This window comes from Variovorax sp. GW821-FHT10C12, from assembly GCF_059415405.1.
Window position 1 is genome coordinate 773197 of record NZ_JBWKNE010000001.1, and the last position, 10983, is coordinate 784179.

Annotated in this window: 18 protein-coding genes; all 18 read left to right on the forward strand. The window is 64.6% G+C overall.

Annotated features, from left to right (window positions below):
* Window positions 1-2: 2 nt before the first annotated feature.
* The 18 genes from AC07OH_RS03735 to AC07OH_RS03820 all read left to right on the forward strand — a co-directional run bounded on the left by AC07OH_RS03735 (window position 3) and on the right by AC07OH_RS03820 (window position 10980).
* Window positions 3-1433, forward strand: coding sequence for a DUF4055 domain-containing protein (locus AC07OH_RS03735; protein ID WP_495299646.1), 1431 nt, complete (start codon window positions 3-5; stop codon window positions 1431-1433).
* The gene (locus AC07OH_RS03740; protein ID WP_495299647.1) at window positions 1433-2545 is read left to right on the forward strand and encodes a minor capsid protein; all 1113 of its coding nucleotides are present in this window, start codon (window positions 1433-1435) and stop codon (window positions 2543-2545) included. Before AC07OH_RS03735 ends, AC07OH_RS03740 begins: the two co-directional genes overlap by 1 nt.
* Window positions 2545-2787 carry a hypothetical protein gene (locus AC07OH_RS03745; protein ID WP_495299648.1) on the forward strand — a complete coding sequence of 81 codons (243 nt, stop codon included), beginning with the start codon at window positions 2545-2547 and terminating at the stop codon, window positions 2785-2787. Before AC07OH_RS03740 ends, AC07OH_RS03745 begins: the two co-directional genes overlap by 1 nt.
* Before the next feature lie 81 nt (window positions 2788-2868).
* The gene (locus AC07OH_RS03750) at window positions 2869-3033 is read left to right on the forward strand and encodes a hypothetical protein (RefSeq protein ID WP_495299649.1); all 165 of its coding nucleotides are present in this window, start codon (window positions 2869-2871) and stop codon (window positions 3031-3033) included.
* A gap of 443 nt (window positions 3034-3476) precedes the next feature.
* Entirely contained in the window at window positions 3477-4241 is a 765-nt protein-coding gene (locus tag AC07OH_RS03755) for a DUF6651 domain-containing protein (protein ID WP_495299650.1), read from the forward strand.
* A 69-nt stretch (window positions 4242-4310) separates the two neighbouring features.
* Window positions 4311-5465, forward strand: a complete 1155-nt coding sequence (locus tag AC07OH_RS03760; RefSeq protein WP_495299651.1) for a major capsid protein — start codon at window positions 4311-4313, stop codon at window positions 5463-5465.
* A 56-nt stretch (window positions 5466-5521) separates the two neighbouring features.
* On the forward strand, window positions 5522-5761 hold the full coding sequence (locus AC07OH_RS03765) for a HeH/LEM domain-containing protein (protein WP_495299652.1): 240 nt from the start codon (window positions 5522-5524) through the stop codon (window positions 5759-5761).
* Between the two features lie 63 nt (window positions 5762-5824).
* Entirely contained in the window at window positions 5825-6403 is a 579-nt protein-coding gene (locus AC07OH_RS03770; protein ID WP_495299653.1) for a hypothetical protein, read from the forward strand.
* 17 nt (window positions 6404-6420) lie between these two features.
* Window positions 6421-7188 (forward strand): LamG-like jellyroll fold domain-containing protein, encoded by a 768-nt coding sequence (locus AC07OH_RS03775; RefSeq protein ID WP_495299654.1) that lies wholly within the window; start codon window positions 6421-6423, stop codon window positions 7186-7188.
* Window positions 7185-7532, forward strand: coding sequence for a hypothetical protein (locus AC07OH_RS03780; protein WP_495299655.1), 348 nt, complete (start codon window positions 7185-7187; stop codon window positions 7530-7532). The genes AC07OH_RS03775 and AC07OH_RS03780 overlap by 4 nt, the downstream gene beginning before the upstream one ends.
* Complete coding sequence (locus AC07OH_RS03785; protein WP_495299656.1) at window positions 7529-8020, forward strand: DnaT-like ssDNA-binding protein; 492 nt, start codon at window positions 7529-7531, stop codon at window positions 8018-8020. Before AC07OH_RS03780 ends, AC07OH_RS03785 begins: the two co-directional genes overlap by 4 nt.
* Complete coding sequence (locus tag AC07OH_RS03790; protein ID WP_495299657.1) at window positions 8017-8451, forward strand: Ntn hydrolase family protein; 435 nt, start codon at window positions 8017-8019, stop codon at window positions 8449-8451. The genes AC07OH_RS03785 and AC07OH_RS03790 overlap by 4 nt, the downstream gene beginning before the upstream one ends.
* Window positions 8451-8816 (forward strand): hypothetical protein, encoded by a 366-nt coding sequence (locus AC07OH_RS03795; RefSeq protein WP_495299658.1) that lies wholly within the window; start codon window positions 8451-8453, stop codon window positions 8814-8816. Before AC07OH_RS03790 ends, AC07OH_RS03795 begins: the two co-directional genes overlap by 1 nt.
* Window positions 8816-9220 (forward strand): HK97 gp10 family phage protein, encoded by a 405-nt coding sequence (locus AC07OH_RS03800; RefSeq protein WP_495299659.1) that lies wholly within the window; start codon window positions 8816-8818, stop codon window positions 9218-9220. Before AC07OH_RS03795 ends, AC07OH_RS03800 begins: the two co-directional genes overlap by 1 nt.
* Window positions 9217-9633 carry a phage tail terminator-like protein gene (locus AC07OH_RS03805; protein WP_495299660.1) on the forward strand — a complete coding sequence of 139 codons (417 nt, stop codon included), beginning with the start codon at window positions 9217-9219 and terminating at the stop codon, window positions 9631-9633. Before AC07OH_RS03800 ends, AC07OH_RS03805 begins: the two co-directional genes overlap by 4 nt.
* 80 nt (window positions 9634-9713) lie before the next feature.
* Window positions 9714-10358: a phage tail protein gene (locus AC07OH_RS03810; RefSeq protein ID WP_495299661.1), complete on the forward strand. Its 645-nt coding sequence runs from the start codon at window positions 9714-9716 to the stop codon at window positions 10356-10358.
* Between the two features lie 5 nt (window positions 10359-10363).
* Window positions 10364-10672 (forward strand): phage tail assembly chaperone, encoded by a 309-nt coding sequence (locus tag AC07OH_RS03815; protein ID WP_101489141.1) that lies wholly within the window; start codon window positions 10364-10366, stop codon window positions 10670-10672.
* Window positions 10673-10686: 14 nt separating this feature from the next.
* Window positions 10687-10980 (forward strand): DUF1799 domain-containing protein, encoded by a 294-nt coding sequence (locus tag AC07OH_RS03820; RefSeq protein WP_495299662.1) that lies wholly within the window; start codon window positions 10687-10689, stop codon window positions 10978-10980.
* Window positions 10981-10983 lie beyond the last annotated feature (3 nt).

The window sequence follows — 10983 nt, forward strand, 5'->3', positions numbered from 1 at the left end:
GCATGGCCCTCAAGGTACAAGATCAATCGCCAGAAGTCGCCGCGATGGCGGTGAACTGGCCCATTGCTGAGGCGCTCCTTGGCGGCACCGTGGCGATGCGGGCCGCCGGCCAGACCTATCTGCCGAAGTGGCCGAACGAGGAGCAGCCCAGCTACAACACGCGCCTGAGCGTGGCGACCCTGTTCCCGGCGTTCGGCCGCACCATCGGCGTGATGAGCGGCAAGCCGTTCTCGAAGCAGCTGACGCTGGCCGACGACGTGCCGGCGAAGATCAAGACTTGGTGCGACGACGCTGACCAGCAGGGCAACAACCTGCACTCGTTCTCTGCTGTGGTGATGGCTGAGGCGCTTGGCTTCGGCATCTGCGGCGTGTTGGTGGACTACCCAAAGGTGGGCGATACCGTAAGGACGCAGGCTGATGAGCGTTCTGCCGGCGTGCGCCCCTACCTCGTCTTCGTCCGCCACGCGCAGATCCTCGGCTGGAAGAGTGAGCGCGCCGGCGGCGTCACCCGCCTGACGCAGCTTCGCCTGGCCGAGACGAAGGAGGTGCCTGACGGTGAGTTTGGCGTCAAGACTGAGCCGCGCGTGCGGGTGCTCGAGCCGGGCAAGTGGTCGGTCTACATGCCGGGCGCCAAGGCTGAAGACGATTGGACGCTGGAGGAGGGGGGTGTCACGACGCTCACCGAGATCCCCTTCGTGCCGTTCTACGGCAAGAAACTGGGCTTCATGTGTGGCGTCTCTCCGCTACTCGATCTGGCCCACCTGAACGTCAAGCATTGGCAGAGCCAGAGCGACCAAGACACCATCCTGCACGTCGCGCGCGTGCCGATCCTGGTCATGATCGGTGCCGAAGAGAATTCCAGCCTGACCGTGGGCGCATCGTCGGCGGTGAAGTTGCCGCTCGGTGCGGACATGAAGTTCGTCGAGCACACGGGCGCGGCCATCGACGCCGGCGAGACCTCCCTCGAAAAGCTCGAGGACCAGATGGTGCAGACCGGCGCCGAGCTGCTGGTGGTCAAGCCGGGTGAGCAGAAGTCCGCCACCCAGTCGAACAACGACGCAGAGGCGAACAAGAGCGACCTGCAGCGCATCACCGAGATCGTCGAGGACGGGCTCGACCAGGTGCTGCAGCTGATGGCGAAGTGGGTCAATGAGCCCGAGGGCGGCCATGCCAGCCTGTTCAAGGACTTTGGTGCCGGCAGCCTGAGCGATGCCTCGGCCCAGCTGATCCTGAGCATGCAGCAGGGCGGCCTGATCACGAAGCAGACAGCCATCCGCGAGCAGCAGCGCCGCGGGATGCTGGCTGCGGACATCGACCCGGAGACCGAGCTCGACGCAGTGGCCGAGGAGGGGCCGAAGCTGGGCGCGATCACGGACGAGGACATCGACCCCGCGACAGGCCTGCCGAGAAAGCCTGAACCGGCCGCTGCCTGATGGCCACGGTCAACGAGAAGCTGCTGGATGCGGAGACCGACCACACGGTCAACCTGCAGCAGTACAGCGCGGGGGTAGTGCAGCGCATCATTGCGATCCTGAACCGGGCTGACGCGCGGCTCGCAGCGGCCCTGATGGAGGCGCTGGAGGGGATGGACGCCACGACGTTCACGATTGAGCGCCTGGAGGTGATGCTGGGAGCTGTGCGGTCCCTGAATCAGGAGGCCTACGACGCCATCGGGCGCGCGCTGCCCGAAGAAATGGCGGTCCTGGCGACCTACGAGGCGGGCTACCAATTCGATCTGTTCGCCAAGACGATTCCAGCCGGCGTGCAGGCAGTCATTCCAGTGCAGGCGATCAGCACTGAACAGGCCTACGCGGCAGCAATGAGCCGGCCTTTCCAAGGGCGCTTGCTGCGCTCCTGGGCGGCGGCTGTCGAGCCGACCCGCATGGCGCAGATCCGGAGCGCAGTGCGCGACGGCTACCTGCAGGGCAAGACGAACGATCAGATCATCCGTGACATCCGCGGCACGAAGGCGAAGGGCTATGAAGACGGCATCCTGAACCGGGGTCGCATCGAGGTAGAGGCCGTTGTCCGGACAGCGGTGGCGCATACAGCGGCCATGGCCCGCGAGGAGTTCTACAAGGCAAACACCGAGTTGATCGCGGCCCTGAAGTGGGTGTCGACGCTGGACCTGCGCACGAGCGCGATGTGCCGGATCCGCGACGGGAAGAAGTACACGACGGACCACAAGCCCGTCGGGCACTCGGTGCCATGGCTGCAGGGGCCGGGCCGGCTCCACTGGCGGTGCCGCTCGAGCAGCGCGCCGATCACGAAGTCATTCCGCGAACTCGGCATCGACATCGATGAGCTGGCGCCGGCCGAGCGCGCCAGCATGGACGGCCAGGTGCCGGCGGAGATGAGCTACGGCGAGTGGCTGCAAAAGCAGTCGGCCAAGCGACAGGATGAGGTTGTCGGGCCAGTGCGTGGCAGGCTGATGAGAGAGGGGAAGGTTCCCTTCGACCAGTTTTACAACGCCAGGGGCGAGTGGATTGACCTGGATGTGTTGCGCGCTCGGGATGCCGAGGCTTTCAAGAGGGCGGGTGTCTGATGATCTACGGACCACGCGATTGCCAGGTGCCAGCCCATGTGCACGACATGGACGCGGGAGGAGCTCAAATCCTGCAAGTCCTGCAAATCGATACCGGCGTTGGAGAGGTGTTGCGTGCGCAGAGTCCACTGCGCACCGAGTGCGGCGAGGTGGCAACCAAGATCGAACGATTCCGGGCAATCTATGCCTTCCCGGAGCACAAGCCGACCCTGTTCCATTGCTACGGAAGGCTGACCCAGTAAACTGCCCGCGTGCCCCGTCTCAAGCTCGTACCCCCTACCGAACCCTCTCCAGCCGAGAAGGTCCGCCAGCGCGTGCGAGCGATGCCGAGGCCGGCAGCGGTGCTGCAGTGCAACTGCTGCGGCGGGCGCGAGATGATCGAGACGAAGACCGGCATGCTGTTCAAGGATGGCAAGGCCAGCGGCGGGACGAAGCAGATCGTCTGCGTGGCCTGCCTGATGAAGGGCGAAAGGGTGGTGGTGCTGTGAACGACGTGGAGCTGCAGTCCGCGACTGTGGTGCTGCTTTGCCTCGATGGCGCAAGGCTTCGGCTTCTGAGCGATGCAGGTGACTTGTACAAAGTGATCATGCGCTACGAGTACTTCGATCGAGCCATTGAGCGCCTCCAGCCCGGCAGTTTCATTGACATCAATGAGCCCGGGAAGTCACAACGCGAAATGAAGGTTGCAGTGGCGCCATCACGTTGGCGCGAAGGAGAATTGCTGCTTGTGCTTCGTGCCTGGCATTCCCCCTAACTGCCAGACCAACCCTACAACCCGCCCCGGGAAGCCGCGGCGGGTTTTCTTTTTCCCAAGCCGTTGTGCGCAAGCCCAGCGGCTTTTTTCATGCCCAGACGACGGATGTCTGAGGGCGCTTCGCCGCGGATGCGGCACCGAACCGACGGCGGATGCCCGAGGAAACAGCAACTCACCATGAAACTGAAACTTACCCCTGAAGGTCATGCCGTCGTTCTGGATGGCAAGCCGGTTTACACCACCGACGATGGCAAGGAAGTCGCTTTTGACGCTCTTGGCACGGTCGCGACCATCACTCGCCTCAATGGCGAGGCGAAGGACCATCGCATCCGCGCTGAGACTGCCGAATCGAAGCTCAAGCCATTCGAAGGCATCGAAGACGCCGCCGCCGCCATCAAGGCGCTGGCCACCGTCAAGAATCTCGACGACAAGAAGCTGGTGGATGCCGGCGAAGTCGAGAAGGTCAAGCTGGAAGCAATCCGCGCCGTCGAAGAGAAGTACGCACCCGTCGTCAAGGAAGTCGAGACGCTGAAAGGCTCGCTCTACTCCGAGAAGATCGGCGGCGCGTTCGCCCGTTCCAAGTTCATCGCCGACAAGGTCGCCATCCCGGCCGACCTGGTGCAGGCGAGCTTCGGCGGCCGATTCAAGATCGAAGACGGCAAGGTCGTGGCCTACGGTGCAGACGGGAACAAGGTCTATTCGAAGGCAAGCCCGGGCAACCCGGCCGACTTCGAAGAAGCACTGGAAATTCTCGTTGACCAATACCCGCACAAGGCATCGATCCTCAAAGGGTCGGGCGCTTCTGGTGGCGGTGCAGGCGGTGGTGGCAGTGGTGCAGGTGCTGGCGGCAAGAAGACCCTCACCCGTGAGCAGTTCGACAAGATGGACCCTGCGGCGAAAGCTGTTGCGGCCCGGGATGCGAACACCGTGATCACGGAATAGACCGATCCCTTTTTCCTCGCAACCTCGGGCCGCTCATGAGCGGCCTTTTTCATTCCAGAAAGGCTCGTCATGAGCAACACTCTCACCGGTCTCATCCCGACCATCTACAACGCCCTCGACGTCGTCTCGCGCGAACTCGTCGGTTTCGTTCCGGCCGTGTCCTCGGACATGACCTATGGCCGCGCGGCCGTCGGCCAAACGGTCACCTCGCCGGTTGCCCCTGCCGCCACCGCCAGCGACATCACGCCCGCCGTGACGCCGCCTAACGACGGCGACCAGGTCATCGGCAAGGTGGACATGACCATCACCAAAGCACGCCGCGTGCCGGTGCGCTGGAATGGCGAAGAAAAGCGTGGCCTGGACAACAACGGCGCCAGCTTCAACATCATCTTCCGCGACCAGATGGCTCAGGCCATGCGCGCACTGGTGAACGAAGTCGAGGCCGACCTCGCCGCCCTGCACATCTACGCCTCGCGCGCCTACGGCACGGCCGGCACCACGCCGTTCGCGTCGAACCTGGCCGACCCGGCCCAGATGCGCAAGATCCTGGCCGACAACGGCGCGCCCATGGGTGACCTGCAGCTGGTGATCGACACGTCGGCCGGCGCCGCGATGCGCACCTTGGCGCAGCTGACCAAGGCCAACGAAGCCGACGACACCTCGCTCCTGCGCCGAGGCGTGCTGCTGGACATCCACGGCTTCGCGATCCGCGAATCGGCCCAGGTGAAGACCTCGGTGGCCGGCACCGGCGCCAGCGCGACGACCAACACCGCAGGCTACGCTATCGGTGCCACGGTCATCACCCTGGCTTCGGCCGGCACCGGCACCGTCGTTGCAGGCGACGTGATCACCTTCGCGGGTGACACGAACAAGTACGTGGTCGCCTCGGGTGACGCGGACGTGTCCAACGGCGGCGCCATCACGCTGGCCGCTCCCGGCCTGCGCAAGGCGATCGCCACCTCGGCGACCGCTATCACCGTCGTGGCTGCTGCCGCGCGCAACATGGCTTTCGCCCGCTCGGCGATTGCCCTGGCCACGCGCGCCCCGGCCCTGCCGCCGCAAGGTGACAGCGCCGTCGACCGCCAGATCGTCACCGACCCGGTGAGCGGCCTGTCGTTCGAAGTGGCGATGTACCCGCAGTACCGCCAGATGCAGTACGAGGTCTCGCTCGCCTGGGGCGTCGCCGCGGTGAAGCCGGCCCACATGGGCATCCTGCTCGGCTAATCCGAGCCGCCCGGGGCTTCGGCCTCGGGCTCTTCCCACAACTTCGGAGAAGCGCCATGAAGACCATCAAGATCAAGCCGTCGCACGAGAGCCAAGGCGACCACATCCTCATCAACGAGGCCGACTTCAACCCCGACCTGCACGAACTGCTGGACGGCGCGCCGGCTGCGGACGAACCCAAATCGATGACCGCTGCCGAGCTCAAGGAAGCCCTGACCGCCAAGGGCATCGAGTTCCGCGGCAATGCCAGCAAGGCAGATCTGCAGGCGCTGCTGGACGGCGCGCCGGCTGCCTGAGCCTGCCTCGCGAAGCGTCTGTTGGGCGCTTCCCAAGACTGACTCTCCCTCGAAAGGCCTCCTATGCCACTCGTCAATTCCGGCTATCGCTTGGGCCAAGGCGGTTACTACAAGGATTCCGACGGCTCCGGCCCCTATGCCATCGACTCTGCTGGAGTCGCCACCCTGATCGGAGGCGGTGGCGGTGCCGGCGGTTCGGTCACTGTCACGAACTTCCCGGCGACGCAGCCCGTTAGCGCCGCTTCGCTGCCGCTGCCCTCGGGCGCAGCCACCTCGGCGGCCCAGACAACGGGCAACAACTCGATTTCGAGTATCGACGGCAAGCTGCCCGCGCAATCGACGGGCGCCGTGCCTGTCGAGACGATCAAGCAGGCCCTCGTGGCCCGGCAGCTTGCCTTCGCAGCCTCCAGCGGTGCGAGTGCCAACACTGCGCTGACCACGACCTGCCGCCGCATCAGCATCTACGCCCGCGGCGCCGACGTGCGCTACGCCATCGGCTCCAGCGGCCAGACGGCAAGCGCGACCAGCCACTTCATCGCGGCAGGCGAGCGCATGGACCTCGCAGTCCCTGCGACGCCGAACATCGCAGTTCTCGGCGCCACGTTGACCACTGGCACCCTGGAAGTCTCGGAGCTTTCGTGAGGCAGCGTGCAACACGCATGGGCGGCAACAGGGCGCCGGCCGCACTTGCCGCGCGCGTGGCCGCGCTCATGGCGTCGTTCTCAGGACCGAAGCTCTGGCTCGACCCGTCCGACGTGTCCACGATGCAGCAGGACAGCGCGGGCGCCACGCCCGTCGCGTCGGCAGGCGACCCCATTGGACGGATCATGGACAAGAGCGGGGCGGCGAACCACTGCATCCAGGCGACGACGACCAGCCGTCCACTGTGGCAGACGTCCCTTGCGGCGTTCGACGGCACAGACGACTCGTGGGCATCGGTATCGTCGATCGACTTCACCGCCACGGACAAGGTGACGGTGATTGCTGGGGTGCGCAGGCTCAGCGATGCTGCAGCGGCGATCTTGTGCGAACTGAGTGCATCGCTTAATGCCAATACAGGCACCTTCAACCTCAGAGCGCCAGACAGTGTCGGGGCGAACTATTCATGGAGCAGCAGAGGCGCCACACAAGCAAATGTTTTCGTCAGCTCAGCCGCATCGCCTGTCACGAATGTTCTGTGCGGCATCGGCGACATCTCAACAGACATCGCGACGTTGCGGGTCAATGGTGTGGCAACAAGCGCTGCAACAGACCAAGGCGCAGGGAACTACGGAAATTTTCCATTGTTCATCGGCCGCCGCAACAACGCATCGCTTCCATTCAACGGCAACCTCTACGGCCTGATCGTCATTGGTCGGCTGCTCTCGCCCGACGAGCTGTGGGTCTGCGAACGCTACATGGCTCGGCAGGCGGGGATTTCGATATGACCTATGTCCATCGGTGCCTGATTGTTCCCGCTGCGCTTGCACCCCAGGCGCGAACCCTGTGCGAGCAGCTGGCCGGCCCTCCCGGTTCTGGCATGTTCGTGATGGGACTTTCCGCCACAAGTTCCTCGCCCGCGACTCACTACGTTTCCAGCGGCAAGATCGAGGACACGTTTGCCGCCGTGCTGGCCGATCCCGCAGTCATGGTCGCAGCGTGCCTGAAGGCCGGGATCGTGATCTCGTTGGCCGTGTGCCAGGCACTTCTGTCGGGGAGTGATGTGAGCGCCGATTTGCCGTTTGCCGCGATGGCCCGGATGGGCCTGAAGCTGGTCCAGGAGCCCGCATGACCCTGATCATCCCTCCCGCCGCCAACGCGAACTCTCTCTGCTCGGTCGCGGATGCCGACACCTACCACGCCGCGCGCAAGAACGCCGCGTGGGCAGCGCTGGCAAACGACGACAAGGAGGCGAACCTCATCAAGGCGACCGACTACCTCGGCCAGGTCTACGGGCAGCGCTGGAAGGGCGTCCGCACCTCTTCGCTGCAGACCTTGGACTGGCCGCGCTACGACGTGTGCGCCAACGGCTATCCGGTGGCGAGTGACATCGTGCCGGTGGCCGTGGCCAATGCCTGCGCCGAAATGGCGCTGCGGGCGATCACCAGCCCGAGCCTGGCGCCTGATGTCGCGCGCCTGAAGAAGCGAGTGAAGGTCGGCCCCATCGAGACGGAGTATGTCGACGGCAGCACGGGCCTGACGCGGTACACGGCCGTCGACAACATGCTGGCCGCCTACCTGAGCTCGAGCGGCTCGATGATCAAGCTGGTGCGCGCATGACGATCATTGCGTGGGACGGGAAGACGCTGGCCGGCGACAAGCGCATCAACTTCGGCGGGTTGCACGCGACTACGACCAAGGTGCATAGGATCAAGGGGCATCTCGTCGGCTGCGCGGGGAACACGGCACAGATTCAGGAGATGCTCGACTGGTTCGCCGGGAGCTGCGAAGACGCGAAGTTTCCGGCGCTGCAACGGGACGCCAAAGAGTGCGTGACGATGCTGGTCATTGGTGCCGATGGGCGTGTGCTGCACTACGAGAACACGCCGCACCCGATTGTCATCGAGAACCCGTTCTGGGCGGTCGGGAGCGGTCGGGATTTCGCGATGGCGGCCATGCATCTCGGCCATGACGCCAGGAAGGCTGTCGAGGTTGCCTGCGCGCTCGATCTGGGCTGCGGCAACGGCATCGACGCTATGGAGTTGATCTGATGGCCTTCTACGACGAAATGGCGGCTCTCGCCGACGAGCTGCTGATCGAGTACGGCGCGCCGGCGCTGCTGACCCGAGTCACGCCCGGCGGCTACGACCCTGACACCGGCATGACGACGCCCGACGTCACGACCACATGGGACGGCACGGGCGCCAAGTTCGACTACGAGCAGGACGACATCGACGGAACCAAGATTCGGCAGGGCGACCAGCGCGTCTACATGAGCGTGGTGGGCGTGGCGAACCCCCAGACCAGTGACACCCTGACGATTGATGGCGTTGTCCTGAACGTCGTCATCTCGCGGGCGCTGAAGCCCGCCTCGACGGCCGTCCTCTACGACGTTCAGGTCCGCGGGGTGATCTGATGGGCCAGTTCGCCATTCAGCTGTCGGAGTTCGCAAAGAAGGCCGGCCAGAACGCCGACCTGGTCATCAAGAAGGTTGCCATCGACATCCTGGCGCGCGTGATCCAGCGCTCGCCCGTCGACACGGGGCGCTTCCGTGGCAACTGGCAGTTGACGGTGGGCTCGCCGGCGTCAGGCGCGAGCCAGGCCGCCGACAAGAGCGGCGCCTCCACCGTGGAGGCCGGCTCAAAGGTCATCGCGAAGTTCGAGGCGGGGCCAGACATCTACATCGTGAACAACCTGCCCTACGGGCCGCGCCTGGAGTACGAGGGCTGGTCGAAGCAGGCGCCCGCTGGCATGGTCCGAATCACAGTGGCCGAGTACCAAGGCCTGATCGCGAAAGCGCTGGGCGAGGTTCCGAAATGAGCGAACAGTTGATCCGCAGCCTGTACGAGGGGCGCCTGAAGGCTTGGGCGGCCGCGCGCGTGCCGGCGCTGCCCGTGGCCTGGGAGAACGTCTCTTTCACCCCGCCAACGGGCACCTACCTACGGGCCTTTCTGCTGCCGGGCGACACCAGGAGCCGAGACCTGATGGGCGACAACCGGCACCGGGTCGGCGTCTTCCAGGTGAATCTGGTGTGTCCAGGCGGCAACGGTCCCGGCGTGGCCGGAGGCATTGCGGCCGAGCTCGAAGCTCTGTTTCCCATGAACCTGATCCTCACCAGCGGCACCTTTTCCGTCACACAGGTGTCGCCGCTGCGCACGCGCGCCGCACTGACCGACGACCGCTACACAGTCCCGGTGGACTTCCAGTACCGCTCGGACACCTACCCGACCTGATTTCTCTCCCGCCCTTTCGTGGGCTTCTGCAACCTGGCCGCCATTGAGCGGCCTTTTTCATTTCCGAAAGGGCATCCGCCATGTCTTCCTACTTTCCCAACAAGACGATCCTGTCGATCAGCACGGGCTTCGACGCCGCAAAGACCGTCTCGGCGGTCACGAATGCGGATCCGGGCGTGGCCACGTCCACCGCCCACGGCTATGCGAACGGCGACATCCTTCTGATGGCGTCCGGCTGGACCGATCTCAACGACCGAGCCGTCCGCGCCGCGAACATCGCCACCAATGCATTCGACCTCGAAGGTTTTGACACCACCAACGCGACCCGTTTCCCGGTGGGCGCCGGCGTGGGCACGGCGAAGAAGGCGACCTCGTTCGTGGCCTTCTCCCAGGTCACCGACGTGCAAACGGCCGGCGGAGAACAGCAGTACTTCCAATGGGTCTACCTGGAAGACGGCCTGCAGCGCCAGAAGCCGACGTTCAAGAACGCGCGCTCGATGACTGTCACGCTGGACTACGACAACGCTCTGGCCTGGTACGACACGCTGCTCAACCATGACCTGACGGGCGACACGCAGATCCTGCGTGCCCAGCTTCCCAACGGCAAGGTCTTCTACTGGTCCGTCGTGGTCGGCTTCGACGGCGAGCCGAACTTCAACATCAACACCAACATGCAGGTCACTGCACAGCTGGCGCTGGTCAACCCCCGTTCGACGAAGTACTGATCCGCATGTTCAAGCTCAAGGCTGACCCTACTTTCTCCGCGAAGGTCGCATTCCCCGTCGCAGGCGGGGCTTCTGTGGACGTGCCCATCACGTTCAAGCACCGAACCAAAGCCGAGCTCAACGAGTGGCTCAAGGGTAGCAAGACCCGCAGCGACGAGGACACCTTCCTCGACATGGTGCAAGGCTGGGAAATCGACGAGCCCTTCACCAAAGAGAACGTCGCCATCCTGTTGCAGCACCACATCGGCGTCGCCCTGGCCGCGTACCAGGTCTACATCGACGAGCTCACAAGGCATCGCGAAAAAAACTCCTAGAGGCTGCGTGGCGGTTGTTCGATCCCCCGGATTGGGCAGGCCGCGCAGCACTCGGCTTTGAGCCGGAGGACTTCGGAGACGAGCGCTTCGAAGTCTGGCCGGACAACTGGCAGGCCGTGGGTGTTTTCTCCGCGATGCGCTCCCAGTGGCGCGCCGGCATGGGCGGCTTCTACGGGCTCGACCTCAACGTCCTGCCCGAGATCTGGCTACGCCTGAAGGTCCCAGAGGCCGACCGCGACGAAGTTTTCGAGTCCCTTCTTCTGATGGAGGGCTCCGCTCTGAAGTTCATGCATTCGAAGAAGGACTAGACC